Below are 24,935 nucleotides of genomic sequence, written 5' to 3' on the forward strand. Positions count from 1 at the left end.
TCCATGCGCCAGTAGTTCAGGTCCGGCGTTTTAGGAAACGCTTTGTAACCGTGTCGTAGGTCTGCACCGGAGGACCGCTGTAGAGGTCCGTCGAGCAGGCCATGAGGACTGCTTCGGTCGCGTTGTGGCCTGCCTTCATGGCGGCCAGGGCAATCGCACCACCACTACCGGCGACGAGGAAGTCGCGCCGGAGGTCGAGAGGGAGACCGTCGTGGTAGAAGGCCACCGGGTTGTCCCGCAGGCCGACCACGAGGATCGTGTACTCGCCCTTGGTCAGTTCGTCGAATCCCTCCGACAGCTCGCGCACGGCTCGCTGGATGTGGGAAGTGGTGCCCGCGCCGAACACCACCAGGTCGCGCCCGGTGGTGTCGGTGGTGCGGTAGAACTTCTCCTCCTCGTACCGCAGATCACCAGCGGTGACCTGCGAGTCGATAGCAACGAGCCGGCCGTCAAAGGCCAGCGTGGTCACTGCTTGATGTGCTCCCGCCAGTAGCTCGGGGTGAACGCAGCCCACTCGATGTCGTTCACGTCATCCCACAGGCGCTCCGCGGCATTCCGCAGGTGCTCCCACAGGCCGCCGAGGACGACGTAGGGAAGCGCCAGGAACACGGCGACGAACAGCCAGCCGGTGTAGGTGCGACGGGAGGTCTCGCGCAGGCGCTCCAGGAGCCATTGCGAGGCGAGGGCAATGCGCAGCGCTACGTACCCCTTAGCGCGCTCGTAGGCGCGCACCAGGCGCTCGCTGGCGCGGTTGTAGATGGTCTTGATGGTCACTTGGAGTTCCAGAGTTTGACTTCCGCCTCGCGGCGGTCGATGAGGCCGGGCAGGTCCGTCAGCACGCCCTTGACGCGACCCTTGGTCCATCGGCGGAGCTGTGCGGGCACCGCCGCGTAGTCGCCCGCGTTGAGCACGCGGAGCAGGGTGGAGCTGGCGAAGTTGCCCTCGCCGAGGTTGAACACGAAGTCGATCAGGGCGGCTTCCTGCGGCGCGCTGAGGGGCACGCGCACGTATCGACGGACGACCGTAGCGGCCTTGGAGAGGTCAGCCTCCAGCAGCTCCACAGCGCGTTCCTCGGTGATGCGGAGGCCAGGCTTCACGTCACTGCCGGTGTGGCCGTAGCCGATGGTCCACTTGTCTGCGGGGCACAGGTAGGCCACCAGGCGCAGACCCTCCGACTTCATCGTCAGAGGGCGCGCGAGCTGGACAGCCTGGCTCACACCGGGGCGTAGGGGTTCGACTGGCCGCCCTGGGTGTGGCAGCAGGGAGCGTGGTTGCAGTCGCACGGCGTTACCGGCGCGGGTGCGCTCGGGCCGTCGTTGTCGTCGTCGTTCTTGCGGCGCAGGAACAGGTACAGCAGGGCAGCGGCGGCGAGCGCCATCAGCCACGCAGCGAGCGTGTCGGACATTGGGTCTCCTACAGGATGTCGAGGTAGTTGTCGGGTGACGGCACGCGGCCGGTCACGGACTGGATGAAGGAGGCGTACTCGCGGTCGAGCAGCTCCTCCAGGTAGCGCTGCTCCTCCTTGGACACGTCTCGGGAGAGCTGGTCGGCCCAATACTTCACGGCCATCGCCAGCGCTTCGAGGCGGTCGTCGTGGCGCAGTGCGCCGCGGTCGCGCGTGATGCGCGTGAGCTGGTAGAACAGTTGGTACTTCTGTTCGGACTTCTGATCGGCGCGGATGATCGAGGCATCGACCACCAAGCGATGCTGGTTCAGCACAGGCTCCAGCACGTCGATGATTCGGTTCTCCTTCGAGGTGCCGTAGTGCTTCACCTCCTCGATGGAGCACGGGTACACGCGCGCCAGGACGCCGGAGAGCATCTTGGCGAACATGCCGTCACCGAAGTTGGCCTCAATGAGGACTGCGGAGACCTTCTCGGCGCGCGCGATGTGCGCCAGGGTCTCTAGCGTGTCGTCGTCGTAGCCGCCCTTGGTCGCACCAGCCCGGCGCGCGTAGAGCATGCCGCGAAGCATGCCGACGACCGCGTAGCCGGTTTCGTCGCCGCCTCGGCCCGAGGGGTCGATGGCGAGCACCTTGCCGGTGAACTCCTCCATTTCCGAGGCGAGGTACATGGGCCGGTACAGGCGGTCGCCCGTGAAGCCCACGGACGCGATGTCACTGACGATGTACTCCGGGCCGCTGCTGTAGACCACGCGGATCGGAGCGACCTCTCGGTCCACGTCCATCACGATCAGGTCGGACAGCTTGAGCGGGTACTTCTCGGCGTCGGACAGCGACGCATCGAGCATGAACTGGAGCATGAAGCCGGAGCGTCCATAGGACGCCTCGCGCTCCATCAAGTCCTCGTCGGAGAACCGGACGGACTCGCAGTTCTTCCAGGCGAGCTTGGGGTTCGCATCGAACGCATCGGCGATCATCGGGGCGAGCCGGTCGCCGTACACCTGGCGGTGCTTGGTGTCCTTCGGGTAGCGCGCGGGCCAGATGCGGATGACGTAGCCGCGCTCGGGGAGCTTGTTGTAGAGCGACTCCTCGGTCTGCGGAGTGCCGAGGTAGATGATCTCGCCGCCCGGCTTGAGCACCGCGTCGAACTCCTTGACCAGCTCGGCCAGCTTCTCGCGCTGTACGACGGTCATGGAGTTCTTTGGGACTTCGATGTCGTCCGCGATGATGGTGTCAGCGCGGGAGCCGGTGAGCTGGCCGTTGATACCGACCGACTTCACCGAGGGCGACTGATCCGGCTGCGCGGGACCAACGTCGAACGCCAGGTTCGAGTTGCGCTGGTCGGGGCGCGGACGGAGGTGTTGCAGTTCGGGCAGGGTTTCGATCAGGCGCTTGACGAACACCGAGAACGCATCGGCGCGTTCCTTCGATGCCGAGACAACCATGATCTTGTGCTGGGGGTCTTTCCAGAGGAGCCAGCAGACGTAGGCGGCCGTCACCCAGGACTTGCCGACGCCGCGGTACGCCATGATGACGCGACGGCGCGGGCCGGTTTTCAGGAACTCGCAGATGTCGTACTGGATCGGAGTGGGGCTTGGTAGCCCCAGCTCCTTCCAGACGTACCAGGCGAAGTTGCGGAAGTCCTCGAAAGGGTGACTAACGTGGAGGCTCGTCATGCCCTCCATCAGTTCAGCCGCCCGTCCTCAGCGGGATCGAACGGGAACTCGGACACCTTGTCCGCCAGCTTGCCCAGCGGAGAGCCGGGCGGCGTGGCAGCAACGTCGATGCCGTTGTCCTTGAGAAACTGCCGGGCCACGTTGAGGATCGAGGCCAGGCCCTTCGCGTCCGACTCCATCGTGTCGATGGTGTCGGCGAGCTTGTCCGCGACTGCGGCGTGCAGTCGCTCCAAGGCATCCTTGGGGGCGGTCACTTGTTGACGACGCGGTTCAGTACGGTCTCCAGCGCGGACGTGCCGAGCGACGCCAGGATGCACGCGAGCGCGACCTGGGCGACGAAGGAGACGCCGGGGATGAAAATGACGATGGCACCAGCGGCAAGGCCGGTAGCGCCGGAGAGGATTGCGCGGCCGAGCGCCTACTTCCAGGTGATCGGGTCGTTCGACGTGAGCATCTTTGCGATGCCCACGATGAGGCCGACGCCCGCGAGAGCGCCGACCAGCTTCACTTCATCGTGCATTAGGTCTCTTGTAGGTGGTAAGGGCGTTAGATCGGAACGCCGAAGCTGTACTCGTAGCTGCCGCTCAAAGTGATCTGCGTTACGCCGTCGGTGACGGCTACGGTGAAAGTGCCCATGCGGCTAGTGTTGCGGCCAGATGCGGTCACGGTTCCGCCGAGGCCGCTGCCGGAGATCGAAGCGCCACCGTCCACCGTGCGAGAGATCACCGAGTAGTTGCCGGTGCCGCCCGAACAGCTAACGGTGAACGATCTGCTGATCGTGCCGCTGGTGTTCTGCGGCCAGCTCCCCATCAGCCAGCTCGGCGACAACGACGCTTGGAACGGCGTCGCCTTGACCGCGTTGTAGAACTGCGAGGCGTAGAGCGGGCCGCTCGTGGGTACGCCGTAGTTGGCAGGAACGTCGGGCACCAATCCAGCGCCCCGGTAATACTGGTGCGCGTAGATCGGATACCCGCCGCCGAACTCGGCACGGATCATTTCCCAGGAGATCGCACCGGAGCCAGGGAGGGCCATCAGGCACCTCCCCGCAGCTCTGCGACTTCCTTACGGAGCGCCTGCACCTCGGCAATCAGGAACGGCACGGCCTTGTCCCACAGGATCGTCTTGATCCCGTTATGCTCGGACTCGTAGACCATGTACGGCAGAACCTCCTCGACTTCCTGCGCGATTGCGCCGTACTCGTGCTTGGCCGAGTAGGTGAAGCCGGGGTTCAGCTCCTTGATCCGTTCGTCGTTCCAATCGAACTCCCGCACTCGGAACTTCGAGAAGAAGTCGTCGACCGCAGTTCGCGCGATGGGCGCGATGTTCTCCTTGAGACGGGCGTCCGAAGCGTAGGAAATGCTGTTGCTCTGACACTGCCAGTCGTTGTTATTGTTGCGGAAGCAGGCCCAGGCGAAACTGTTAGACGCGAGGAAGCCCAGGTTGTTGTCGTTACAGTGGAGCCAGTGAGTCGTTCCGAGATCGGTGTCGTAGAAGGTAATGGTCGGGGAGGTGCTTTCCAGGCGGAGGTCGCCGTCCGCACCGCCGCCCGACGAGATCAACACGCGCTTGCTGCCGTAGCTGCGGATGTACGAATTGTCTTGCATGAACCAGCCGCCGCCATGCGGCTCCGAGTACCAGCCGGTGCCGGATTGCTGCGAGCGGAACCAGCCCGCGTTGAGGTAAATCTGATCGCCAGCCGTCAGGCGGCCCGCGATATTCGCAGCGCCGTTCCAGTACAGGTTGTACCAGCTGTTCGTGTTCACGCGGGTGATCGAGCAGACGTCATCGCCAGCGCCGTTCGTTCCGTGGATGTACACGGTTCCCGCTGCACCCATGCCGGTCAACCGCAGAGGCGCGGAGTAGGCCAGAGTGACCTGTCCGGTGAAGGTTGCGCCGCCCAGGCTCGCCTTGCCGTCGAGCGCAGCTTGGAGGCCCGTGACGTTGGCAATGGTGTGCGTGTGGCTCACGTCTGCCTTGCTGGCGGGGTTGAAGGTGCCCGAGTGCCAAACAGCGTTGCCGTTGATCTTGATCGCGGCCTTGGCCGGATCGATCTCGATCACGTTGTTGGTCTGCGCCGCTGCGATCTGGAACCTCTTGGCACCAGTGTTGTCATACAGCTGGAGAACGGTCTCAGCGGCCGTGCCCACCTGCTTAAACGACCACGAGCGTTCGCTGTTGAACGTGAGTAGGTCGTTGCCGTCCCCCGCAGAACCAACGCCGACAGGTCCAGTGAAGTTCGCCCCGGACAGGTTCGCCTTCGCGTCCAGCGCCGCTTGCAGGCCCGTGACGTTGGCGATGGTGTGCGAGTGCGACGCCGCGGCCTTACCGTCGAGCGCAGCCTGGAGGCCGGTCACGTTGGCGATGGAGTGCGTGTGCGACGCCGCCGCCTTGCCGTCGAGCGCCGCCTGCGTCGCGGTGCTGATCGGCTTGTCGAGGTCGGCGGTGTTGTCCACCTTGTCGAGGCCGACCTGCGCCTTGGTGTGCGTGTGGGTGCTCGGCGGGTAGGTCGTCGGCTTGCCGGTGACGTGGGTGTTGAAGTCCACGTCGTTGCGGGTCGCCAGCGCGCCCAGCCCGCCGATGTCGCCAGCCACGAGGGTCACGTCGCCCTGCTTCCCGGCGACGCTGGTTACCTGATCGGTGTTGTCGATCTTCTCCCAGGTAGCGCCGTAGAGCGCCTGGTCGCCGACTCGCCAGTGGATGTCCCCCACGGTGCCTTCGCCGACGACCTTGTAGAAGTGACCCTTCACGGGGTTCGCCGGGAATGCCCCGGTGCTCGCGTCCCACGACCCCATGTAGATCAGGGAGCCGGTAGCCGCAGCCTGAGCCTGGGCGGCCCAATGCTTCGCCGAGAACTCGCCCGGCGAAACCTCGGTGCCCTGGGGAGCGTTCGCGTACAGGTTCGCCTTGTCGCGGGCAGCCTCGGCAGCGGTCTTGGCCGACGATGCGGTCTGCGCTGAGGTGGAGGCGGCCGACGCCGAGCCGGACGCTGCGGAGGCATGGCCGGCCGCGGTTACCGCCGAACCAGCCGCTTCGCTGGCCTTGGTGGTGGCGATGGACGCCTGGGCTTCCGCCCGGTTGGCCTGGGAGGTTGCGCTGGTCACCGAGGCGGCAGCAGCGGTTGCGCTGCCAGCTGCGGCGGTCTTGGAGGCGGCGGCCGACTGCGCGTCTGCCTCCACCAGGTCTGCCAGGTCCGTCATTTCCACCAGCACGGCCGCCGAAGCGGCGCGCGAAGCGTCAGCAGCGTTCGCCGCCGCCCTAGCCTGCGACATCGAGTCACCGGCCGAGGCGGCAGAGGCCGACGCTGCCTGCGAGGATGCTGCGGCATCAACGGCCGAAGCACCGGCCTCGGCTGCCTTGGTTGCCGCCGCAGACGCCGATGCGCTTGCTTCGCCAGCCTTTGCGACAGCGGTAGCCGCCGCTTCGGCCGAGGCGATAACGTCGTCCTCGATGCTGGCAGCAGATTCCGCAGCCCGCACGGCGGACGCCTCGGCGGCGTCGGAGAAGCCCAGGGCTTCACTGGCAGACTCGGCCGCTGCGTTCGCCATGCCGGTTGCCACGGACACCAGGTCGCGTACCTGCACGACCGAGCCGGTCAGCTCGTCGGTCATTGCCGTCACGTCCTTCTGGAGCTGCGGGAACGACGGTAGCGTGTGGTTGACGCCGAGGCCGTCCGTGACAACGACAGTGCCTTCGTCCTGCGTCAGCAGCGAGATCATCTGATTCTCGCGGGTATTCCAGCGGTCAACTACTTTCGACAGGCGAGAGGCCAGTTCCGAGTTGGAGACGTAACCGGGATTGTTGCTCATGCGTTTGAGGATTTTCTATGTTGGTTAGCGAATGCCGAATACGTAGCCGCGAACCGAGCGGACGATTCCGTTCTTACGCAGGCTGTCGAGGTCTTGAACAATCAGAAGGCGAAACTCGGACTCGGAGCCGGTCTGATAACCGGCGCCGCTGATCTGCCCGTAGCGGCCCATAGGGATCGCGGTCGATCCGGACGAGTAGATGCCGTCCATGCCCGCGCGGGTGACGTCGAGCCAGACGGAGCCGACACGCTGCTGTAGTACGTACACAGGGCAGTAGGCTTGGTCGTGGACGATACTGAGGTTGATTGCCGGGATGTGCTGCTCCCCGGCAAGCAGCGGCGCAGGAAGCCAGAAGCGCATCACCTCGACTTCCTCGCGCGGGCCACCAAGGTTGACTGCACCAGACCAAGTGATTGCTGCGGCGGCCTGGAACTGACCGACGACATTGGGCGCGTTGACCTTGCCCCGGAAGAATGCACCACCGCCTCGATCCACATAGAAGACAGCATTGTTGGCGGTCTTCACGCCGGAGCCGATCCAGAGGGGCCAGTCGCCCAGGTTGGAGATTTCGACCCGGAACTCAGCCGCGTTAATGACGTTGCCGTTTCCGTCGAGCGAGTGGGTCTTGAAGGTGCCGCCGTTAATCGTGCCAGCGTTCGCGGTGAGTGCCGACAGGCTGTTCACTCTGAGCTTGTCCGCAGTGATGGTTCCATCCACGACGAGGGCGCCTTGGATGCCTACGGTGGACTGGCCGCCCACGCTGCCAATCACGAACGGGTACTTCACGCTCGCCAGGTTGCCGCCCTGAGTGTACTGCGGGTGGACGAAGGCGAAGCGGTCGGCCGTGACGATGAAGTCGCTGCCCGTCGCAGGATTCGCTGACAGGGCAATACCTGCTACGACAGGGACGCCGTTGACAGTGCCTGCGTTGATCTTGACCGAGTAGTTCGCCTGCCACTGCCCGTACATGCCAGCGTGTTCGCCTGCGACGACGGAGAAGTTCTGCTGGAGCGTGGCGAATGCGCCGTCCTTGAACGCCTGCACCTGGGTGCTTGCGATGGACTGTGCCTGCTCTGCGGTGATCTTGGTGGACTGGAGCTGCTGCACCAGCGCACCGGTCGGTGACGTGGTGTCGATGTCGGCCTTGCGCCAGCTCGTGCCGTCCCAAACGTGGGTCAGGTACGCGCCGGTCTGACCGGTCTTGATCCAGAACGTCGGGACCTTGAAGCCGCCAGCGGGAGCCGTGGGCTGCGTCTCGGAGAAGATCGTCGGTGCGGTGGTCGTCTGGAGCGTGGACACCTGGGTTGCCAGGGCCTCGCGCGCGGACGCCTCAGTGTCGATGCGCTGCTCGAAAGCAGCCGACACGGCGGCCACCTGGCCGTCGATCTCGTTGGCGATGCCCTGCGGGACGTTCGCCCCGTAGCTGGCCGCCATCTGCTGCCGGAATGCCGTGTTGGCACCCTCGGCGGTCGTCAGGGCTTCCGTGGTCTGCGCCAGGCCAGCGATGTTCTCGCCGTGCTGGACCACTGCGGTCTCCACGTCGGAGACGCGCGCCTTCGTGGCGTCCACCTCGACCATCACGGCGTCGCGCATTTGCACCACGCTGTCGTCGATCTGTGCGCCGAGGCGTTGCTCGGTGGCCGCGCGGGCTTCCTCGGTGGTGGATTCCACCTCGTCGATCCGCTGGTTGAGCGCTGCGGACACGACCTCGCCGTTCTGGACGATCTGAGCTTGCAGCTCGGTCAGCGCCTCGACACGCGCCGAGGTCTCGTCTGCGATGGCCCGGTTGACCTCCAGGAACTGAGCCTGGTTGCTCCGCTCGCTGGTATCGACACGCGCGAACAGGTCGATGACCTGCTGGGCGATGACGCGGTTGCCCTCGGTCAGCAGCCCGATCTCGTGGGTTGCCGTGCTGATCTTGTCGCCGTAGTCGCGCTGCACGTCGAAGAACTCGTGCGAGCGCATGATCTCCTCCAGGATCGCCTCGGCGTTCATGTCGATCAGCTCGATGCGCGTCAGGAGGTCCTGGAGTGCGGGAGAGCGGAGGAGCTGCTCGATGATTGCGTTGAGGTCCGAGGAGCCACCGCCGTTGCCGGGGGTGCCACCGGGGAGGCCGCTACCGCCACCGAACTCGGCGAGTTCTTGGTGTGCGTACAGCAGTTGGCGGAACGACTTGGACAAGTCGCGCGCCGGGAGGTTTGCGCCTTCCTTGTAGTTGACCAGGAGGGCGTCAATCGGCGTGAATCGCCGGATGGTCACAGTGTAGGGTGCGTCGAGCACGCCATCCTGCGACGGAATCTCGATGGTGCTGGCGTCCACCCACGACACGGAGACAGCGCGGGCCGCGTCCGGTTCACCGACGAACGCCCGGATGTGTTCGCGGGCGATGTACGGGAACGGCACGGTGAACCGCGTAGGGCCTCCCTCGTAGGTGTAGAGCACGAAGGAAAGGCCGCGCGATAGTTCGATCATGCGTTCTCAAAAAGGTGGAGGCCCCGAAGGGCCTCCTGGTTACGGTCGATCAGTCCCGTCCTTGCGGTCTGGGAACTGCTGTAGGGCTTGATCCGCGATGTTGCGGACGCCCGTCATGTTGTTGAACCACCAAATCTTCCAGAAGTCTCGCATCTGCTTCTCGGTGATCTCCTCGTCGTCGCGGATGGCCGAGCCGATCATCCGCGTGCTGCCGTAGACCTTGTTGAACAGGTCGATGGACGGGATGCCCATCACGCCGTTCTCCAGGCCGGTCGAGCGGTTGTTGGCGAACACCGGGTCGTTGCCCAAGGCGTCCGCCCACACTGCGTCGGTGACGGCGGGGATCACGTTCGACCAGCTCGATTGCGCGACAGCGTTCTTGTAGAAGTTCTCCTGTGTCAGCTGCTTCTTTCGCTGTTCGGGGTTGCCCGCAGTGTTGATGTACGTGCGAGCCGCCCAGCCCATGCCTGCTGCCGAGGTGGACAGCACGACCATTGCGTAGGTGCGCCAGTCGTCGTAGTGGTGGACGGAGTTCAGGAAGTGGCGGGTGTAGCTGTTGACCATGAAGCTGCGGAACTGCGTGACGATGCGGCCGGTGGTGGAGTGCATCAGCTCGATGCTGTCCGAGGCGTCACCTTCGAGAACCTGGTGTCGCGTCACGCGGAACAGGAAGGCCGCCATCCGCTCGCGCGTCTGGAACGGCAGCTTGTCCGGGTCGATCTGCTCGATCTGCCGTTTGCCTTTGAGGTAGCCGAACACGTCGGCCTGGGCCTTCTCGTCGAGGCCCCAGGTGCGCAGGCGGGCCACTTCGGCGTCCGACAGCTTCTTGGCGTTCGCCATGTCCAGCAGCCGCAGCAGCGTGGCGCGACCGGCGATGCGTTGGAGCATCGTGTTGATCGGGGCCATGCCGGATGCGACCGAGGTGACGTGCGTCGCCATGTTCATCGCGTTGTCGATCTTCTCGCCGTGCTTGACGTTGAACGTCTGCGGCACGAGCGCGTCCTCGTCCAGACGCAGGAACGGCGGGTTGCGCAGCCAGTCGGTGCCGGGTGCGAACAGCCGCTCCATCACGCGCGCCTCCTGCGAGGACAGCTTGCCGTCAGCACCACGCACCAGGAAGTCGCGTGCGGCACCCACGGAGTTCCAGAAGTTGCGGAGACCGGCATGCGCGATGGTCGGGCCAAGCTCGGCGAACAGCGAGAAGCCGACCTGGTTCATCACGCGGGCGAAGTTCCAGTTGCGCAGGAACCGCGCGTAGCGTGCGCCACGGCTGGCGGGATCGAGTTCGGTGCTGCGGCCGAAGGTGGACTTGAGGCCGATGTCGATCAGGCGCTCGATGTCCTTCACGTCGTCGCCGGACTTGCGGGCGTCGCTCTTGAGCTTTGACACGAAGCGGTCCAGCTGTGCTCGGTTCTTGATGCCAGCCTTAGACGACAGCGCCGACCAGCCGGTGATCTCGCGCATGTAGCGGGTCATCACCGAGTCCACGTCGTTGTCGAACAGGTCGGCCATCGAGACCTGCACGTCCTCGCCAGCTTCGTTGCGGATGGTGGTGGAGTAGGTCTCGTCGAGGTCGATGCGCTTCTTCGCGCGGTCGAGCTTGCCCGACTCGTAGGTCTTGCGGTCCAGCTTGGACAGCAGCTCTTGCGACCGCACGGGCGAGACGCCCGCCTCGGTCAGCATATTGCCGATCTCCTCGACCGAATCGCTGTCCAGCGGGCGGACCAGCAGGTCCATCCCGTCGCCCTCGAAGTTCGCCTGAGCGCGCTTGAGGTAGGAGCGTGCAACCGCACCGAGCAGCTCGTCGTCGATCTCGTCGCCTTCGTCGGCGACGGCCTCCCATGCGCGTCGCATGGCGGGCTTGATGAGCTGGTCGATCACGTCGTCCTGGTGGAGCTGCATTTCGCCGAACAGGCGCTTGAAGCCCTTGCCGCTCCAGTAGCGCGGCAGGTAGTTGCCGTTCTGCGCCACGTTGGCGAAGCCGTCGAGGTTGCTGTCCTGCGCCAGCTTGAGCGCATCCCGCATCGCCTTGGCGACGCTTCCAGCAGCCTTGGCGGCTTCCGGTGACACGTCCGGCGCGCCGCGCACGGCACGGCCGACCTCCTCGTTGAACTTGGCGCGCTCGGAGAAGTTCCACCAATGCGTGCCCGTCCGCTGCTTGTAGGCGTCCCACGCGGCGTTCACTCCGCTCCGCCATTCCGTCTCCATGACGGCCAGGTGGCGCTTGGCGAACTCGGTGGTGGACTCCTGGACCGCGACGGAGCGATCGGTGTAGCCGACGCCATCACGGAACAGCAGGCGGCCCGCCTCGCGCACCAGCGGCGACTTTGCGCTACCCATGCGGGCAGCAAGGTCGCGGCGGACGGTGGCGAAGTGGGGCGTGATGTGCGCGTTGACCAGCGCCTTGTCGGTGAACTCCTGCTCGAATGCGCTTTCGTTGCGCAGCGGGAGGACGCCTGGCGTGGGATCGATGGCGGCGGTGCCTGCCACGCGGGCGGCGGACAGTGAGTCGTCACCGGCCAGCCGCTTCACCACGTCAGGCTTCACCTCGCCGTCGAACAGGGCACCCCGGCGAGCGCCAAGGGCACCACCGAACGCGAACGACAGGGCGGCGCTCTGCACGCCATCCGCGAGCGTCTGCTCGGGGTCGTAGGTGGAGGTTGCGGCCGACATCAGCGCGGAGGTGCCCGCAGCCTGTAGACCGGATCGCACCGCGTTGGCGAGGCGTCCGGCCTTGGCTGCGTACCCCAGGCCGCCCGTGGCGAGATCGAGGCCGGTTGCCACCGGGTCGGTGAAGCCGAGGGCGATCTGTCCGCCCAGGCCAAACTGCGCCAGGTCGTCGTCCGCCATCTGATTCATGAAGGCCACGGATTCCAGATAGGAGAGGTGCTCGTCGGACGTGGCCCGACCGAACAGCTCCCACTGCTCGGGGCGCAGGCCCATCGACTCCCAGCGCTTGCGCGCGTCTGCGGGAATGCGATAGCCCTGCTGCGGCTCGTAGCCCAGCTCGGTGATGAAGCGGTCGATGAAGCCGATGCCGCCCTTTGCCTGGGCAGCGCCCCATCCGTCCCATACGGTCGTCTGATCCTTCCGGCGCTGCGCGGCCTCTCGCTGCTCCTTGCGCTCGCGCACGGCTTGCACGATGGGCTGCTGGGTTGCCGGCTTGACGATGTTCTCGTCTGCGCCGGGTAGGGATTCAAACATGCGGTCTTACTTCCTCGTCAGGTACTCCAGGAAGTCCTCGGGGACTGCTGGGGTGGTGGTGGTTTGCTTGGTGCCCGCGTTGGGGACCAGCGGCTTGGTGAGGTCGAACTTCGGCAGCTCGAAGGCGGGAGCCTCGGCGGCGTTGGCGTCGCGCTTGGCGATGGCCGCGGGGACTTCCGTGGTCGCCGACTGCGAGCGCAGGTCGCGGATGTTCCGGGACTGATCCGCCCAGGTGGTGCGCTGCTCGACCCGACGCCGCGCCTGGGATTCCGCAAGGTCTCCCTTCCAGCGCTGGTGCTGTGCCGCGATGGCGCGCGGGTCGAAACCGATAGCGCGGCCGGTGTCCGGGTCAGGGATCAGCCAGTTGTCGGGGCCGACGATCTGCCACTGCCCCGGATTGCGGGGATTGGGCAGGGCCGACAGCTCATCCGGGTCGCGGCCGAGCTTGCGCGCGACCGTTTGGATCAGCTCGTCTACCGCTGGCTCGGCACCCTGCGGCATGCCGATGTTCGGCACGCGACGGCCATTGACGGTCGTGCGCTGGGCGTCGATCTGACCGACCGCCGCACGGATGGCAGCTTCGCCGGACACGCCCCCGCGAGAGGCGATGCGCTCGGCTTCCTGGCGGATGCGGTGCAGCTCACGCGGGTCGCGCGGCTTGCCGTCGATCTCCAGGTAGTCCTTGATACCGGACTTCCAGGTGTCGTTGATGACCGAGCGGGCCTCCTCGACTTCGCGCTTCGGTTGCGTCAGGACGCGAGCGGCCTCCTGGTGCGACTGACCGCTGCGCCGGGTGTCGTAGAGGTACTGGTCCAGCATCGCCGCAGCCTCGCCGCCAGCGACCGTATCAGCGTACTTGGGCGAGACCTTGCGGAGCTGTTCGTACAGCGTCGCGGCGTTCTGGAAGTTCTCCTGGAACGCCGGGTCGGCGCGCTTGAGGATGCGTTCGAGCTGAGGGATGACGATGCCCTGCCGTGCCCACTTCTGGAGCACCTGGCCGCGTGCGGCCTGCGGGGTTTCCTCCCACTCCTTACCGGCCTGCTTCTTGAGATCGGCGTCGCTGATCTCGTAGGGATTGCCTCCGGCGACCAGCTTGCGGATGCGCTCCTCGCGGGCGCGCTCCTTCGCTTCCTGCTCCCAGCGGCGAAGGGTCTGCTCCTGCTGGTTGTTCCAGTATCGCTTGAAGGACTGGAGGTCGCCACCGCTCAGGCCGAATTTACTGGCCCAGGTGTCGATGGTCTTGTGGGTGAGCTGGCCGCGATCCGCGAGGCCCTGGAGCGTCCACTCTGCCTCGGCCATCGCCTGCTTGCGTGCCTCGTCCTCGCGGTGTGCGATCACGCGGGCACCAGCGGCAGCCGCCGCGCGCAGCTCGTCGCCGTGCTCGGTGTTCATCAAGCCGGGCTGGCCGTCGCCGCGGTCCTGCTCCAGGAACGCCAGGATCGACTGAGGATCGCGGTTGCCTGCGGCCAGCTCCTCCTTGGCGGCCTCGACGTAGAGTTCGTCCACGTCGCGCTTGTTGAGATAGGCGTACTCCTCCTGGTCCAGCATCGCGTACAGGCCGTTCATGCCCTCGGAAGTGAGGAACGTGCCGCCCTTGATGCCGTCGCGGATGATCGCGGTCAGCGACTCCTTCTGCCGGACCAGCATTTCCCGCATCGAGTCGGCCTGCCACTGCTGGCGGACCTGCTGCGCGGCGCGCATGGCGACCGGCATCAGGGCCTTGCGGACCTGCGGGTCTTGGAACTCGGGGTTCTGCGTCAGCGCAGCCATCCGCTCCTTGATGAGCGGCTCGATGTCGGTGCCGGGTTCGGCCTTGGCGATCTCTTTGGCCGCTTCGATCTGCCAGTCGCGGACGCGGATGATGCCGTCTGCCTTGAGGTAGCCGCGACGCCATGACTCCGACTGCTGGGCAACGAAGTCCTCGGCCTGCCGGGGCGTACCCTCGGCGTCCTCCTGCATACGTTGGGTCGCCGCGGCGCTGTACTGCTCGCGGCTGTTTGAGATCATCTGCGAGTTGACGGAATCCGAGACGCGCGTCAGCACCGCAGCGGCGGTGCGAGAGAGGACACCGGCACCAGCGGAGGACGCTTGGTCAGCCTGCACCGCCAGAACGGGGCGCTCGGCGAGACGCTGCGGCACCTGCGCGCGGCGGATGATCTCTTGGGGTTTCGTGCGAGCCACGGGTTACTCGTCTCCGGGAATGGAATAGCGCTTGTAGGTTTGGATGTTGCTGTAGGCATTCGCGCCTGACTGCATCACGCCGCCCAGCGCCTCGGCATTGCCGATGCGGATACGAGCGCGTGCTTCGGAGCCGCTTTCGACGACTCCGTTCCTGCGGTTCTTCTCGATGAGGGCCACGTCACGGCCAGCCTGGGCCATGATGTCGTTCGCCAGCAGCTCGACCGAGTTGCCGGACACTGCCGCTTCTGCTGCGGAGGCGCGCATCGCGGATCGCAGTGCGCGGGCCTCCTCCATGCGCTGTTGGGTGCGCTCGGCGGCCTGGTCGTTGATCTGCTCCTGCTGACGCTCCGCGGCTTCCTCGATGGCCTTGTTGTTCTGATTCTGGCCGTACATGGTCGCCATCGCGCTGACTGCGGCGATACCGACCTGGACTGCTACGGGGTTGCACATGGGGTCTTGGTTACTCGGACGAAGGGTGTCTTGGCGAAGCCGTAGGCGGACTCGACGCCGCTCTCGCGGAAGCCAAGCCAGCCGAGCCATCGCCGCGTGGTGACGGCGTGGACATCGACGAAGTTGAAGATGGTGCCGAAGGTGGCCGACCACTCGTCGCTGATCCGCCGAGCTTCTCGGAGGAACGTGCGGCAGAACGTGGGAGCCACCAGGGCGTCGGTGCCCAGCAGCCAAACCGAGGCGATACCCTCGGCGTGCTGGCTGAAGCCGAAGATGCACACGGGGGAACCGTCGTGCATCGCGGCGAAACTGCGGTCGCTCGCGGTCACTGCAAATGCGAGCGCCTGGAGCGGGGTGTGACCATGCGAAGCCGCCACCTCCAGGATGTCCTCCTGCCGCATGTTCTCGGCGACGTGGAGGATGTCGCTGGCGGTGGGGCTTCGATAGGTCAGGGTCATACTCGGCTGCGGGAGACGAACATGCCGCGCCACTGTGCTGACTGGAACCAGCACTGGAACGGCAGGCGGTTGACGAGGTGCATGCGGACGCTGTTGGCGTCGCCCAGCACGGGGAACCGGCGAGAGCCGGAGTGGAACGTCGGGGCGCTGGTGCGGAACACCGAGTCGTTGAGGACGCGCGCGGTGTACGCACCGGAGTGCGACGCCACGTAGGTCTCGACGCGGCCATTGCCGTGCTGCTCGACCTCCAGCTCGAAGTACGCGCCATCCTTGTAGGCGACCTCGATGTCACGCACCTGCGTGCGGCCCACCAGCACGGCCTGGTTCTGCCCACCGCGAACGATGGGCTTGGTCAGGGTGAGGCGGTGCTCGTAGTCCATGCCGACGACCACGCGGCCCTCGGTGTGGTTACCGGGGAGCGCAAGGCGGGTGCGGGCGTTGTCCCAGCGCGCCTTGGTGATGTCCAGGTACGCGCCGGGGTCTTGCCAGTCGTCCGTCTTGAGGACGGTGACCGTCATGCCATCGGGCACGATGTAGGGCAGGTCGATCCAGGTCTCGTTGCCGAACTGCTGATAGGTGGGCTGCACCACCAGCATGCGGTCGAGCAGGAAGTTGTAGTCGCCCGTGGCATCCGTGTCGTGCTGGTTGAGCACCATGCGGAACTTGAGCAGCTCGCAGCCGCCGCCTGGGGCTTCCGCGACGGCGTACAGCACGTCGTTGATGGCGTGCATGTGGACGATGCGACCGACGCCGGAGATTGACCAGCGCGTCCATGCGGACTGCTGCTTCTCGTCGCCGATCCAGCGGACGAAGTAGACGTAGAGCTGCGCGTCGGTCGGCTCGTCAGGAGCGAAGAACACGCAGTCGGCACCACTTGCGCTCGCCATCGCTCGCATGCGGCCCGGCATCAGCTTGGGCACATGCGCCGTCACGTCGGCGGCGTCGCCGGTCACCGACAGGTCGTCGATGAAGTATTCGCGCACGCTGGCGTATGCGCCGCTGTCCTCGGTGAAGTACAGCGACTCGCCCATCAGCTTCGGCCGGATGTACGGCGAGCTGCTGTAGCTGTTGACCGGATCGCTCTTGACGTTCTTGGCGGCCAGGTACGGCTCGGCGGTCAGGAGGAACTGGCCGCCCGCAGCGGCAAGGAACAGGGCCGACTGGAACGGGACTGCGTGGTAGAGCGTGGTGACGCCGTTAGACCCGCTGACGCTCACGTCGATGGGGTCGGCGTCGAGCACCTGGGTCACCGAAGTGCGCCAGAGGTTGAACGGATCGGAGACCTCGGACATCAGCACGTTCTCCCCGGCCAGGAAGCCTAGGCGGTCCCGGTGCTTGAACACCTCGCGGATGCGCTGGCCGTCGATGGACGGGAACGGGTTGCTTTGCTCGTCACCCGCGAGCCGCGCGGTCCACTCCGGTCCACCGAAGGAGAACCAAAAGCCGTCCGCATGCACCGGATCGGGGATGCGCTTGAGGATGTGGGGCATCGTCTTGGCATCGAAGCGGTGCTTGATGCCTGGCCGGGCGACCTCCAAGTAGACCGAGGAGGACTGCTTCTGGACGTAGTAGTCGTCGAACTGCGACTCGGACGAGCCGATGATGTTGTAGATCGCGCCGGTCGGCACAACGGCCGAGCCTTTGTCACCGGGCTTCGGCAGGTCCGACATCGTTTGCGCCGATCCGTACAGCGAACCGGGCGACAGCTCATCGCTCTGCTTCACGTCTACCAGCCGGTTGACGATGAAGGTGGTGTCGGAGAACGTCGCCAGCGCAAAGCACGACCACGCACGCTGTCCCTGGGTGTCCAAATAATCGAGCGCGTCGCCCGTGGCGTTGACGGTGTATTCCTTGCCGGTCTCGTGGTCGAACACGCGGATGCTGCGGTGACCCACGGCGACGATGTAGCGCTCGTTCTCATCGCGGACGATGGAGTGGAAGGCGCAGTCGTGATCGAGGGTGACGCCAAGGCCAGCAACGAACTCGGCGGGCGGGCGCTTGCCAGCGCCCATTGCGGCATGCAGCCAGGCGTTGATCGCCTTAGTGAGCTGGTTCGGCGAGCGGACGGTATCGTCCTGCTGCGACTCGCCTCCCAGGAACGAGGGGTAGTCCCCCGTGATTAGCGGCATCAGCGGTCCCAAATATCAGACACGTCCGTCGATCCACTGAGGAAGTTGTGGCCGCGGGCGTAGGTGAAGTCGGCGTGCTCCTGGGCGAAGATGAGGTATGCCTCCTCCTCGTGCTTCTCGGTGAACACGTAGAGCTGGTCGCTGCCCAGCACGCTCGTCTGGAACAGACGCGCAGCGCGCAAGGCGATGTAGCGACGGGCCGACTCGGGAAGCTCCTCGTAGGCGAGGAACCAGGTCACGAAGTCGGCGGTGGGTGCCGACGAGAAGGTGTCGGCGAGGGTGAGCGGGTTGATGAGGCGCGTGCCTCGGATCACCAGTGGCTCGCTTCCGCGTGCGGGGACGAGCTTGAGGATCGACTGCGGCGGCAGCACCTTGCCTTCCGCGTTGAGCGTGAAGGTGAACGACTCGCGGGTGTTGAACCACCAGCCAGCGGTTTGGACCTCGCGGCTCACCGCGCGGAGGGTGTCGCGCGCCTGCGAGGCGTACAGGTTGCCGAGCGCTTCGAGGTCGCTGATCGGCGCTTCGCCGATAGCACCGAGCAGCACGTTGACGGCTTCGAGTTCCGTGGTCGGAGTGAGTTCGAGGTTCATGGATTCGGGGCAAAAAAACGGGGGACACCCGTATGGATGTCCCCCGTAGATGGAGAGAGATTGGAGTTGGGACGGGAGCCGACTTGACGATCTAGGTCTGCGGTGCCAGCTACACGACCGGGTACTCTATGAGTCCCGTCCCGGTGGAACTTACGCGGCCTTCGACAGCTCGATGGCACCGCGCGGAGCCAGGATGCCGTGACCCAGCGCGTACTTCGCCAGCATCAGGGTGCCCTGCTTCTCGCCCTGGTACACGTCCTCCAGGGACAGGTCCAGCAGCTTGAGGGTGCCGACAGCCGAGCGGTGGAAGATCACGCCTACGGTGTCCGCGAAGTTGCCGCGGTACTTGGCCGGGATCGAGGCCAGGGCCGACTCATCGACACGCGGCATCGCGTTGATCTTCACCAGCGGGATGCGAGCGACCGAGGAAATGATCGCCTGGCCGTAGGAGCCGTTCGATTCCGCGTTGATGTCGCGGTCGATCAAGTCCTTGTTCTCGGTCAGCAGATACCACTGAGCCGGGGCCAGTGCGCCAGTGAACTCCTGCGGGTTGTCCGGCAGCAGCTTCTCGTCGAACAGCATGCGGGCGTTGCGGAACGCATCGGCCAGCACGGTCGCATCGGAGGCCATCGTGGCGGCCTTGATGATGGCACCACCTGGCTGGCCTTCGACCTTGCCTTCGGTGGTACGCGCGGCCAGGATCGCGCAGCGCAGCTCGTTCTGCATGCGCTTGAGCGCCAGCTCCGCACCCTGCTGACGGGTGTACTCGGAACGCACATCGTAGTGGTTCATCGCCTCGTCGATGTTGGCGATGAAGGCGTGCGAGATCAGCATCGGATCGAGGGTGATGATGGTCTCGTTGTGCTCGACCACCAGGCCCTTGATCTCGGTGCCCGGCACATGGTACTCGGAGCCGATGGTGCCGACGTTCGGGAACGAGGCGGACTTGCCGCTCTCGATGTTGCGCACCGACACGCGGCCGTCCAGCTTGTAGTTCTCGACGAAGCTGGTGATGGTTTCAGCAGTGTAGTTCTGCTTGAACAGCGCCCAGGCGTCGCCGTTGGCCTGGGCTTGACCCAGGCGGGAGGGGATTGCGTCCGACATTTAGTCCTTGCTTGAGGTTGAGTGGATTACTTGAACAGCGGCGACACGGCCAGGCGGGCGGAGACTTCCGCGCGGTAAGCCGGATCACGGTGGTAGCGCACATCGCGCATCGCTTCGACGACCTGCGCCTGCGACTGGAACGGCTTGGGGCCTGCATCGGCGTTCGATGCGGTCTTGCCATTCAGAAGGCGGCCGTTGCCGCCACGGAGGGCGACGAGGCCCTGGACTGCCAGCGCTGCGCGGCCGGCGTCGCCGGACTGCACCGCTTCGTTGAACGCCCGCTTCTGCTCGGCGCTCAGGTTGGTCTTAGCCCACTGGACCAGGCCGTCGTAACCGGCCTTGCCACCTGCGGGCGAGTAGACGGCGTTCTCGTAGGTCTGCACGCGAGCGCGCAGGCCATCGACGTACACGTCCACCAGCTCCTTCGGATAGCCCGCGTCCTGGAGCTTCTTGTAGCTCTCCTCGGACAGCGCGCCGTTCGAGTTGAACTCGGTGGCGAAGTCGTCCAGGTTCAGGCCAGCCCGCGCCAGGGCGTCACGCGCGTCATCCGCGGTGGCGTCGTCGATGGTCGCGGGGCCGCCCTTGCCACCCTTGTCGTCGGCTGGCGTGCTCAGTTGTGCGTAGGCGGCTTCCAGCTCCTCCACGGTCTTGTACTTGCCGCCGTACAGGCGCTCGCCATCGGTGCCGCCCTGCGCGCCCGGTGCGGGCTGCTGGGTGTCTTGGGAGTTCTGCGGCGGCTGCTGACCTGGGGTCGGCTGGCCGTTGATGCCGTCAAGGTTGACGGTCACTTCGGACTTGCCCGGCTGCGACATTACTTGTCCTCGGGCTTGTAGTTGACGATGACCAGGCCGTTCGCCTTGCGGGTGATCTCGGCCTTGCCCTTACGCTCGACGCTCGGAGCCTTCGGGGCTTCCTTGGTCGGCTTGGCGGGCTTCTCGGTGGTTTCGTTCGACATTGCGTCCTTCTCGGGGTTACGGGGTTTGGGTCATCGCTGAGGCGATATTCGGAGCGGCACGGACCATCGCCTCCTGCGCCGAGGCGTCCTGCTGCTCGGCAGCAAGCTCGTCGTCGGAGCGGATCAGGCCCTTGGTGGAAATGTCGGAAGCGGCGGCCAGCCGGGAGATCGCCTCGCCACTGTTGAGGCGGCGTGCCTTCTCCTCTGCGCCGACAAGCGCATCCACTGCCTGACCGAACTCGATCAGCTTGTTCAGGTCGTGGCCGCGGCCGAGGGCAGCGATGCCAACGGTGATGCGCGGCTTGATGAGTTCCTGCGGCAGCTCGGGCAGGCGACCCTGCTTCTGGAGCTTGTGCAGGCGGCGGCGGATCAGTGGGAGCAAGAGCTGCTCGCCCGACATCGCCATGAAGCCGCTGAGGGCGTCGTCGAGTTCCTGGGTGAGCACCCGGATTTCGTAGGCGGTGACACGCTCGCCGGGGCGCTGCACGGCGGACTTCACGCCGAAGATCAGCTCCAGCGAGTTCGCTAGCGCCTCGGCCTCCTGACGCACGAAGTTCAGGTCGTAGGCTTTCTGGAGCTGGAGCGTGGTCACGTCGCTGGCGTCGCCACGCAGCACCGCGCCGGATTCGGCCTCGGTGAGCTGGCGCTCGCGGATCGTCGAGGTCGGCTTGAGGAACATGATGATCTTCGCCAGCGCGGCGGCACCCTTGCGGATCGCCTTACGCAGCGCCTCCAGCGACTCGAACGCGCCCACGTAGTCGTAGACCAGGCCCTCGCCGTAGTCGTCCACGAGGGACGGCGGGGCGCACAGGGGAATCCACGGGCAGGCGTCGATGGGGTAGGTGCCCACGGTCTCGGGCACTTCGACGCCCTCGACCTCCTGGACCACTTCCCACTCCTTGCCATCTTCCGAGCGACGCACCCAGGTGTAGAGGTTCACGTCGTCGTTCTTGGTCTTTTCGTCGCGTTCCTGGGCGAGCTTCTGCATCACCGCCGCGCGGATCGAGTCCGGCAGCATGGCCGGGGCGATCTTGTCGAGCGTGATGATCTCCAGCACGTTGCCCAGGCCGTCGCGGTCCGTCACATAGGAGGTCAGCGGGTACAGCTTGGGCTTACCCTCGTCGGGGTCGTAGAGCAGGAAGTTGCCGAGGACAATGGCGTGCTTGGCCGCCTCGCTGAGGACCGGGCGGACGCCGCTGGTCTCCAGGTCGTTGACGATGACCCGCTCCACGTCCACCAGCGCGGCCTCCAGTTCGGAGGTCTCCACGCCAGCCTGCTCGGCGATGTTCTCGGCGACGGCCTGGTCAGGCGCGAGCTTGAACACCGAGGCGTTCGGCGGGAGCCAGGCCAGCACGATCTTCGAGGCCAGGGCGTTGACGCACTTCGGGCCGGTGTCGATGTAAGCGGAACCGGGGGTACGCGATTTCGCGCCCTCGTCCACCCACAGGCGGGGCAGGGTGACCTTGGCGCAGCGCTTGGCGCGCGTCTCGGCCTCTTTGCGGTTGGACTTGAGATCGCCGTAGCGCTTCGCGGCCGTCTGCTTCTCGGCCGAGGTCTGCTTGGCGTCAGCCATTCGGAATGGTCAGTCCTTGGTACTGCGTTGCGTTGTTCAGGTCCAGGCGGACCTTGGACTTACGCCGCTGATCGGCCGCGTGGCCGGTCGGCTGGGTGTCCTGGCGGGTCAGTAGGATCGGGTCTTTCTCCTGCTGGTCCGGCATGTTGGGCTTGCTGCACATGATTAGCGGGCGCGGTGCTCCATCTGCTCGACCTTCCGCAGCGCCTTGAGCCGGAGGATCAGGCGGCGCTCGCCCTGCCGGAGCAGGAACTCCTCCTTCGGCTGGGCGGGGTCGTAGATCACTTCGGGGTGCAGTTCGTCCAGGAGGTCGATCAGGTCGTAGGAGTGCAGAGGGATTTGCATAGAACTCCTGGGTTATGAATAGGTGGGGAAACTGACGTTTCCCCCGATGATGACTACTAAACCCCTAGAGTCGGGCCAGCGATTCCGCGACCATCCGCAGGCGGTGGATCGGGCCGTTGTTGTCGATCACGGTGTCGATCAGGTCGCCGTGGACGCCTGCCTCCGAGGCATGCGCCGAGACCGTAGCCGCGCTGTCGCGGAGCACCTGGACCACCTGGCCGCCCCACTCACGGATGAACTGCGCCTCGTTGTCGAAGCGAACGTCCGACACCACGACGCCAGCAGCGCCGTCGCGGCGGGCCTGACGGATCTTCTGCGCGACAACCTTGACCCACAGGTCGCGGTCGATCATTTCGCGGCCCCACTCGGTGCCTACGGTCTGCATCAGGCGGCGCGGGGTCTGCCCGTTGAGCCAGTCGAGCGGCTCCTCCTTGAGCGGGCCGTCCTCCATCGCGGACACCGGCAGGCCGGTGATGTCCGCCACGAAGGCGCGGATCGGGGCCGCGAAGGACAGCTTCACGAAGCCGTGGTCGCTGACCAGGAACTCGGCCAGGGTGTCTTTGCCGCTACGGGCGCGGCCGGTGATTCCGATGATCTTCATGGGGACTCCAGAAAAGGAAAGGCCCGCACGAGGCGGGCCGGGGGGGACTTGGGGGAGAGGCGCTACCAGCCGGGACGGCCGTGCAGCGCCAGGTTGATGGCGAGGGCCAGCAGCTTCGGACGCATCAGGCGAAGCACCGGGCGATCAGCCAGGCCGCACCAGCAGCGCCGACAGCGGCCGGCCACAGCTTGACGCGGCCAGCCGAGCGGTACAGGGCGCGTTCGAGGGTGTTGAGGCTGCGCCACCACAGCCAGGCGGCACCGTAGGCGACGAAGGCGAACAGCACGGCCAGCACGGCGACGATGGTGATGAACAGGATCAGGGTTTCCACAGCTTCACTTCCTTGGTCTTGGGGTTGTAGTCGCCGTAGCGCAGGATTCGCGCGAGGCGTGCTTGGCGGATCGCATCGTGCTTCGACAGCGGCTCGGTGCCGCCGCGGGGGATGCGGGTGGTGTAGGTGGTGACGACGGTGTTCCACAGCGCGCCGAGGTGCTCCTCGACGGACGCATCGCGGTACGCCTCGTGGATGGGCATGAGCAGCTCATCCGCGCCCTTGTGGCCGATGCCGGGGAAGCCGGGGTAGTTGTCCACCTGGTCACCCGTGAGCACCTGCTTCATCCAGAACAGGTCAGCGTCGTGAGCCGAGATTGGCCGGACGCCCACGTCGGGACGGTTGGGGTTGTAGAGACGGATGCCGGGGATCGTCTGCATGTCCTTGTCGATGGACACGACGATGCGGCTGCCTGGCGCGCGCTTCGGATTCGGGTGCGAGGCCAGCAGCCCCAGCACGTCGTCACCTTCCAGGTTCTCGATCTCCACGATCTTGTCGCCGAACTCGTCGTAGACGAACTCGTCGAGCACGTACCACAGGGCAGGCTTGTCCTTGCTGGCACGGTTGAGCTTGTAGGTCGGGTCGATGTCCTTGCGGAAGTTGTGCTTCTTGCAGGACAGGGCCAGCAGGTAATCACGCGCGCCGAACTTCTCGACGATCTCGTCGATGTAGTCCTCCAGCTTCGCCTTCGCGCGCTCGGGCTGGATCGCTTCGACCTTGTTGCCGTCGCCGTTCCAGTCGATGTTCGCGGTGTTCGAGAACGCGAGCTGGTAGCGCAGCACATCGGCGTCGATCAGTAGCAGGGGGCCGCGCTTGTTCATGCGTCCACCCACTGCCATCCCAGGAACGCCAGCGCGAACCAGCGGTGCAGCCAGTTCGGACGCTCCCGGACCTGCACGAAGAAGTTGCCGCCAATGACCCAGGAACCGGCCGCCTGCGGTGGCCGATAGGTGACGTAGGAAGTCATGGCCGCTTCTCCGGGTGGCGCTCATACCACGCCTGTAGCTCGGCGGCGTAGCGCTTCATTCCGGCCTGGTACTCCGGGCCGTCGCCGAGCGGGTACTCGTGCTCGTCGCACACGAAGTCGGTGGTCGGGATGGTGTACGGAATCTGCGTGCAGGAGTTCCCCGTACACATCGACTGCCACATGATGATGTAGGAGTTCTCGCTGTGCCCTTTCAGGCACGAGCCATAGTCCGCACTCGGCGGCCAGGGCTTCATATCGCACGCAGCGAGGCCAGCACACAGCGCCAGGATCAGGAGAGCGCGCTTCATACCATGCTCTCGTGTACGGCGACCCAGCACTTCTCGCTAACGCGGCGGATGAAGTAGGTCGCGGTGCTCCACTCCACGGGGCGCAGCATGCGCTCGGTGCAGCACGGGCACTTGGCGTTGTAGGCATGAACCTCGGGCTGGTGTTCGAGCACAGCCACGCGGTAGGTGGTACACGGATCGATCACGCGGACATCGCCGTCAGCGGGGCCGCCAATGAAATGCACGCGAAGCCGGTTCTCGTTCATCGGTTCGATTCCTTGAGGACTTCCAAGGCGCTCGCTTTGTCGGCGTTGCAACGCTGGAGGCCGTCCTCGGCGTTGCCGCCGAAGCGGTAGAGGTCGTAGGTGGTGGTGGTCGGGTCAGCCATCACGGCGTCGAGTGAG

28 protein-coding genes are annotated in these 24,935 nt (G+C 65.6%); all 28 read right to left on the reverse strand.

Going from position 1 to position 24,935, the window contains the following annotated elements; all coding sequences use genetic code 11:
• Positions 1 to 16 precede the first annotated feature (16 nt).
• The 28 genes from NSQ78_RS04635 to NSQ78_RS04770 all read right to left on the reverse strand — a co-directional run bounded on the left by NSQ78_RS04635 (position 17) and on the right by NSQ78_RS04770 (position 24,919).
• Positions 17 to 469 carry a hypothetical protein gene (locus NSQ78_RS04635; RefSeq protein WP_005412387.1) on the reverse strand — a complete coding sequence of 151 codons (453 nt, stop codon included), beginning with the start codon at positions 467 to 469 and terminating at the stop codon, positions 17 to 19.
• Positions 466 to 774, reverse strand: coding sequence for a hypothetical protein (locus NSQ78_RS04640; RefSeq protein WP_049447208.1), 309 nt, complete (start codon positions 772 to 774; stop codon positions 466 to 468). Before NSQ78_RS04640 ends, NSQ78_RS04635 begins: the two co-directional genes overlap by 4 nt.
• Positions 771 to 1,181 (reverse strand): lysozyme, encoded by a 411-nt coding sequence (locus NSQ78_RS04645; RefSeq protein WP_219627573.1) that lies wholly within the window; start codon positions 1,179 to 1,181, stop codon positions 771 to 773. Before NSQ78_RS04645 ends, NSQ78_RS04640 begins: the two co-directional genes overlap by 4 nt.
• A 32-nt stretch (positions 1,182 to 1,213) precedes the next feature.
• Complete coding sequence (locus tag NSQ78_RS04650; protein WP_049447210.1) at positions 1,214 to 1,405, reverse strand: hypothetical protein; 192 nt, start codon at positions 1,403 to 1,405, stop codon at positions 1,214 to 1,216.
• Positions 1,406 to 1,413: 8 nt separating this feature from the next.
• A complete protein-coding gene (gene terL, locus NSQ78_RS04655; protein WP_238581852.1) occupies positions 1,414 to 3,078 on the reverse strand; it encodes a phage terminase large subunit in 1,665 nt (554 codons plus the stop codon).
• A gap of 8 nt (positions 3,079 to 3,086) precedes the next feature.
• Positions 3,087 to 3,311 carry a hypothetical protein gene (locus NSQ78_RS04660; protein WP_339207998.1) on the reverse strand — a complete coding sequence of 75 codons (225 nt, stop codon included), beginning with the start codon at positions 3,309 to 3,311 and terminating at the stop codon, positions 3,087 to 3,089.
• A 313-nt stretch (positions 3,312 to 3,624) separates the two neighbouring features.
• Positions 3,625 to 4,110: a hypothetical protein gene (locus NSQ78_RS04665; protein WP_049447215.1), complete on the reverse strand. Its 486-nt coding sequence runs from the start codon at positions 4,108 to 4,110 to the stop codon at positions 3,625 to 3,627.
• The gene (locus NSQ78_RS04670; RefSeq protein WP_049451865.1) at positions 4,110 to 6,884 is read right to left on the reverse strand and encodes a tail fiber domain-containing protein; all 2,775 of its coding nucleotides are present in this window, start codon (positions 6,882 to 6,884) and stop codon (positions 4,110 to 4,112) included. Before NSQ78_RS04670 ends, NSQ78_RS04665 begins: the two co-directional genes overlap by 1 nt.
• Before the next feature lie 24 nt (positions 6,885 to 6,908).
• Complete coding sequence (locus tag NSQ78_RS04675; protein WP_049444473.1) at positions 6,909 to 9,356, reverse strand: phage tail fiber protein; 2,448 nt, start codon at positions 9,354 to 9,356, stop codon at positions 6,909 to 6,911.
• A 39-nt stretch (positions 9,357 to 9,395) separates the two neighbouring features.
• A complete protein-coding gene (locus NSQ78_RS04680; RefSeq protein ID WP_049444474.1) occupies positions 9,396 to 12,560 on the reverse strand; it encodes a hypothetical protein in 3,165 nt (1,054 codons plus the stop codon).
• 6 nt (positions 12,561 to 12,566) lie between these two features.
• Complete coding sequence (locus NSQ78_RS04685) at positions 12,567 to 14,741, reverse strand: hypothetical protein (RefSeq protein WP_049444477.1); 2,175 nt, start codon at positions 14,739 to 14,741, stop codon at positions 12,567 to 12,569.
• Between the two features lie 3 nt (positions 14,742 to 14,744).
• Positions 14,745 to 15,191: a hypothetical protein gene (locus tag NSQ78_RS04690; RefSeq protein WP_339208001.1), complete on the reverse strand. Its 447-nt coding sequence runs from the start codon at positions 15,189 to 15,191 to the stop codon at positions 14,745 to 14,747.
• A complete protein-coding gene (locus NSQ78_RS04695) occupies positions 15,176 to 15,649 on the reverse strand; it encodes a hypothetical protein (RefSeq protein WP_005412400.1) in 474 nt (157 codons plus the stop codon). The genes NSQ78_RS04690 and NSQ78_RS04695 overlap by 16 nt, the downstream gene beginning before the upstream one ends.
• A complete protein-coding gene (locus NSQ78_RS04700) occupies positions 15,646 to 17,778 on the reverse strand; it encodes a hypothetical protein (protein WP_049444478.1) in 2,133 nt (710 codons plus the stop codon). Before NSQ78_RS04700 ends, NSQ78_RS04695 begins: the two co-directional genes overlap by 4 nt.
• Positions 17,778 to 18,368: a hypothetical protein gene (locus tag NSQ78_RS04705; protein WP_339208004.1), complete on the reverse strand. Its 591-nt coding sequence runs from the start codon at positions 18,366 to 18,368 to the stop codon at positions 17,778 to 17,780. The genes NSQ78_RS04700 and NSQ78_RS04705 overlap by 1 nt, the downstream gene beginning before the upstream one ends.
• A 150-nt stretch (positions 18,369 to 18,518) precedes the next feature.
• Positions 18,519 to 19,472 (reverse strand): hypothetical protein, encoded by a 954-nt coding sequence (locus NSQ78_RS04710; RefSeq protein ID WP_049444480.1) that lies wholly within the window; start codon positions 19,470 to 19,472, stop codon positions 18,519 to 18,521.
• A 26-nt stretch (positions 19,473 to 19,498) separates the two neighbouring features.
• Positions 19,499 to 20,284 (reverse strand): hypothetical protein, encoded by a 786-nt coding sequence (locus NSQ78_RS04715; protein WP_049444481.1) that lies wholly within the window; start codon positions 20,282 to 20,284, stop codon positions 19,499 to 19,501.
• Positions 20,284 to 20,427, reverse strand: a complete 144-nt coding sequence (locus tag NSQ78_RS04720) for a hypothetical protein (protein WP_160314196.1) — start codon at positions 20,425 to 20,427, stop codon at positions 20,284 to 20,286. The genes NSQ78_RS04715 and NSQ78_RS04720 overlap by 1 nt, the downstream gene beginning before the upstream one ends.
• A gap of 16 nt (positions 20,428 to 20,443) precedes the next feature.
• On the reverse strand, positions 20,444 to 22,000 hold the full coding sequence (locus tag NSQ78_RS04725; RefSeq protein WP_049444483.1) for a portal protein: 1,557 nt from the start codon (positions 21,998 to 22,000) through the stop codon (positions 20,444 to 20,446).
• Positions 21,993 to 22,145: a hypothetical protein gene (locus tag NSQ78_RS04730; protein WP_005412406.1), complete on the reverse strand. Its 153-nt coding sequence runs from the start codon at positions 22,143 to 22,145 to the stop codon at positions 21,993 to 21,995. The genes NSQ78_RS04725 and NSQ78_RS04730 overlap by 8 nt, the downstream gene beginning before the upstream one ends.
• A 20-nt stretch (positions 22,146 to 22,165) precedes the next feature.
• Entirely contained in the window at positions 22,166 to 22,345 is a 180-nt protein-coding gene (locus NSQ78_RS04735) for a hypothetical protein (protein WP_004154580.1), read from the reverse strand.
• A 64-nt stretch (positions 22,346 to 22,409) separates the two neighbouring features.
• Positions 22,410 to 22,946, reverse strand: coding sequence for an adenylate kinase (locus tag NSQ78_RS04740; RefSeq protein ID WP_049444485.1), 537 nt, complete (start codon positions 22,944 to 22,946; stop codon positions 22,410 to 22,412).
• A 124-nt stretch (positions 22,947 to 23,070) separates the two neighbouring features.
• Complete coding sequence (locus NSQ78_RS04745; RefSeq protein WP_049444487.1) at positions 23,071 to 23,277, reverse strand: hypothetical protein; 207 nt, start codon at positions 23,275 to 23,277, stop codon at positions 23,071 to 23,073.
• Positions 23,265 to 24,098: a hypothetical protein gene (locus tag NSQ78_RS04750; RefSeq protein ID WP_004154583.1), complete on the reverse strand. Its 834-nt coding sequence runs from the start codon at positions 24,096 to 24,098 to the stop codon at positions 23,265 to 23,267. The genes NSQ78_RS04745 and NSQ78_RS04750 overlap by 13 nt, the downstream gene beginning before the upstream one ends.
• Positions 24,095 to 24,244, reverse strand: a complete 150-nt coding sequence (locus NSQ78_RS04755; protein ID WP_005412410.1) for a hypothetical protein — start codon at positions 24,242 to 24,244, stop codon at positions 24,095 to 24,097. The genes NSQ78_RS04750 and NSQ78_RS04755 overlap by 4 nt, the downstream gene beginning before the upstream one ends.
• Positions 24,241 to 24,552: a hypothetical protein gene (locus NSQ78_RS04760; protein WP_043033722.1), complete on the reverse strand. Its 312-nt coding sequence runs from the start codon at positions 24,550 to 24,552 to the stop codon at positions 24,241 to 24,243. Before NSQ78_RS04760 ends, NSQ78_RS04755 begins: the two co-directional genes overlap by 4 nt.
• On the reverse strand, positions 24,549 to 24,797 hold the full coding sequence (locus NSQ78_RS04765; protein ID WP_005412412.1) for a hypothetical protein: 249 nt from the start codon (positions 24,795 to 24,797) through the stop codon (positions 24,549 to 24,551). Before NSQ78_RS04765 ends, NSQ78_RS04760 begins: the two co-directional genes overlap by 4 nt.
• On the reverse strand, positions 24,794 to 24,919 hold the full coding sequence (locus NSQ78_RS04770) for a hypothetical protein (RefSeq protein ID WP_005412413.1): 126 nt from the start codon (positions 24,917 to 24,919) through the stop codon (positions 24,794 to 24,796). The genes NSQ78_RS04765 and NSQ78_RS04770 overlap by 4 nt, the downstream gene beginning before the upstream one ends.
• Between the last annotated feature and the right edge of the window lie 16 nt (positions 24,920 to 24,935).

This window comes from Stenotrophomonas sp. FSL W7-1447 (assembly GCF_037966425.1).
Classification (GTDB): domain Bacteria; phylum Pseudomonadota; class Gammaproteobacteria; order Xanthomonadales; family Xanthomonadaceae; genus Stenotrophomonas; species Stenotrophomonas pavanii.

Excerpts from the sequence above, each read along its gene's own strand:
- NSQ78_RS04645 (WP_219627573.1), bottom strand. The coding sequence starts at position 1,181 with ATGAAGTCGGAGGGTCTGCGCCTGGTGGCCTACCTGTGCCCCGCAGAC.
- NSQ78_RS04650 (WP_049447210.1), bottom strand. The coding sequence starts at position 1,405 with ATGTCCGACACGCTCGCTGCGTGGCTGATGGCGCTCGCCGCCGCTGCC.
- terL (WP_238581852.1), bottom strand. The coding sequence starts at position 3,078 with ATGACGAGCCTCCACGTTAGTCACCCTTTCGAGGACTTCCGCAACTTC.
- NSQ78_RS04665 (WP_049447215.1), bottom strand. The coding sequence starts at position 4,110 with ATGGCCCTCCCTGGCTCCGGTGCGATCTCCTGGGAAATGATCCGTGCC.
- NSQ78_RS04670 (WP_049451865.1), bottom strand. The coding sequence starts at position 6,884 with ATGAGCAACAATCCCGGTTACGTCTCCAACTCGGAACTGGCCTCTCGC.
- NSQ78_RS04675 (WP_049444473.1), bottom strand. The coding sequence starts at position 9,356 with ATGATCGAACTATCGCGCGGCCTTTCCTTCGTGCTCTACACCTACGAG.
- NSQ78_RS04680 (WP_049444474.1), bottom strand. The coding sequence starts at position 12,560 with ATGTTTGAATCCCTACCCGGCGCAGACGAGAACATCGTCAAGCCGGCA.
- NSQ78_RS04690 (WP_339208001.1), bottom strand. The coding sequence starts at position 15,191 with ATGTGCAACCCCGTAGCAGTCCAGGTCGGTATCGCCGCAGTCAGCGCG.
- NSQ78_RS04695 (WP_005412400.1), bottom strand. The coding sequence starts at position 15,649 with ATGACCCTGACCTATCGAAGCCCCACCGCCAGCGACATCCTCCACGTC.
- NSQ78_RS04700 (WP_049444478.1), bottom strand. The coding sequence starts at position 17,778 with ATGCCGCTAATCACGGGGGACTACCCCTCGTTCCTGGGAGGCGAGTCG.
- NSQ78_RS04705 (WP_339208004.1), bottom strand. The coding sequence starts at position 18,368 with ATGAACCTCGAACTCACTCCGACCACGGAACTCGAAGCCGTCAACGTG.
- NSQ78_RS04710 (WP_049444480.1), bottom strand. The coding sequence starts at position 19,472 with ATGTCGGACGCAATCCCCTCCCGCCTGGGTCAAGCCCAGGCCAACGGC.
- NSQ78_RS04715 (WP_049444481.1), bottom strand. The coding sequence starts at position 20,284 with ATGTCGCAGCCGGGCAAGTCCGAAGTGACCGTCAACCTTGACGGCATC.
- NSQ78_RS04720 (WP_160314196.1), bottom strand. The coding sequence starts at position 20,427 with ATGTCGAACGAAACCACCGAGAAGCCCGCCAAGCCGACCAAGGAAGCC.
- NSQ78_RS04725 (WP_049444483.1), bottom strand. The coding sequence starts at position 22,000 with ATGGCTGACGCCAAGCAGACCTCGGCCGAGAAGCAGACGGCCGCGAAG.
- NSQ78_RS04730 (WP_005412406.1), bottom strand. The coding sequence starts at position 22,145 with ATGCCGGACCAGCAGGAGAAAGACCCGATCCTACTGACCCGCCAGGAC.
- NSQ78_RS04735 (WP_004154580.1), bottom strand. The coding sequence starts at position 22,345 with ATGCAAATCCCTCTGCACTCCTACGACCTGATCGACCTCCTGGACGAA.
- NSQ78_RS04740 (WP_049444485.1), bottom strand. The coding sequence starts at position 22,946 with ATGAAGATCATCGGAATCACCGGCCGCGCCCGTAGCGGCAAAGACACC.
- NSQ78_RS04750 (WP_004154583.1), bottom strand. The coding sequence starts at position 24,098 with ATGAACAAGCGCGGCCCCCTGCTACTGATCGACGCCGATGTGCTGCGC.
- NSQ78_RS04755 (WP_005412410.1), bottom strand. The coding sequence starts at position 24,244 with ATGACTTCCTACGTCACCTATCGGCCACCGCAGGCGGCCGGTTCCTGG.
- NSQ78_RS04760 (WP_043033722.1), bottom strand. The coding sequence starts at position 24,552 with ATGAAGCGCGCTCTCCTGATCCTGGCGCTGTGTGCTGGCCTCGCTGCG.
- NSQ78_RS04765 (WP_005412412.1), bottom strand. The coding sequence starts at position 24,797 with ATGAACGAGAACCGGCTTCGCGTGCATTTCATTGGCGGCCCCGCTGAC.
- NSQ78_RS04770 (WP_005412413.1), bottom strand. The coding sequence starts at position 24,919 with ATGGCTGACCCGACCACCACCACCTACGACCTCTACCGCTTCGGCGGC.